Here is a 1,121-nt window from a genome sequence, read left to right as displayed (position 1 = left end):
GACTATCTATGGAAGAACATGGTGGGGAGAGAAATGGCTTCAGTGCTTCAATAGAATTGATTATGATAACCGTCTTCCACGTGGCAGAACTTGTGCTAATACTGGTCGAGCTTTTGGTATTAAAATTAATGGTCACATAGTTACAGCTAAAGTTCATAGCTCAGGATCTTACCCATATCGTGGTTCAAAACCTCAACCATATAAAGTCAAAATTATACTCAATGAATTAAGCTCATCAGAACAACAGACCATTCGTCAAATTATTGAAACTTCACCTTCTATACTATCTAAATTAATAAATAGGCAATTACCAACCAGCTTGTTTTGATAAGCTTAATGATCTTGGGATTAAATTATTTCCTTCAAATTGGGAAGAGATGAATGCAAATTGCAACTGTCCTGATTGGGCTATGCCTTGTAAACACATTGCTGCTGTAATTTATCTTATTGCTGCAGAAATTGATAAAAACCCCTTCATGATTTTTAATATTCATAATTGTAATTTGTCAGCACTTATCGATGATTTTGGGAATGGAAAATTAGAAAATGCTCAAAACATTTTAAAGATAGATGATATATTTAAGGCATGTTCTAAAATTAGAATACATAACCAAGCAATTTTAAATGATATTGATTTATCAACTATTCCTAACCTTTTTGATTGTATCAGTAGTATTTTAACAGATAATCCACTTTTTTTTGAAAAAAACTTCCATAATATTTTACAGATAGCTTATAAGCACTGGCAAAAGTATCCTGCAGGAAAGTTAGTGTACTATCCAGCTTCTAAGAAGGAACTATCAGAAGAGGAGCTATTTATTAAAAGATGGGGAAATATTGAGAATTGGCAAACATTTCAACTATTCATTGATGATCAGCATTACCTTACTCAAGTGAGCAATGGTACAACTAATGTATTTATGCTAAGTAGAAATGTATTGAAAGATATAGCGCGATTTTTAAACGACATTCCTAATTCGTTACTTCACAGGCTTAATCCTGAACTTCGCTTCATGCATATGATTTCACAGTTTGCACATATGCTGATGGAAAAGTCAGCCCTAATACCACAAGTATTACAAAACAAAAGAGGAGAAATTATAATTAGGTGGATTCCGGCG

Annotated in this window: 2 protein-coding genes; both read left to right on the top strand. The window is 32.8% G+C overall.

Annotated features, from left to right (window positions below; genetic code table 11):
- The coding region (locus WGMM_RS06940; RefSeq protein WP_240991945.1) for an SWIM zinc finger family protein at nt 1–328 on the top strand (328 nt) is incomplete at its 5' end.
- 49 nt (nt 329–377) lie between these two features.
- On the top strand, nt 378–1,121 hold a 744-nt coding region (locus WGMM_RS04745; protein WP_240991944.1), incomplete at its 3' end, for an SWIM zinc finger family protein.

The organism is Wolbachia endosymbiont of Glossina morsitans morsitans (genome assembly GCF_000689175.1).
GTDB classification, from domain to species: Bacteria; Pseudomonadota; Alphaproteobacteria; order Rickettsiales; family Anaplasmataceae; genus Wolbachia; species Wolbachia pipientis.
This window is presented reverse-complemented; position numbering and strand designations above follow the sequence as displayed.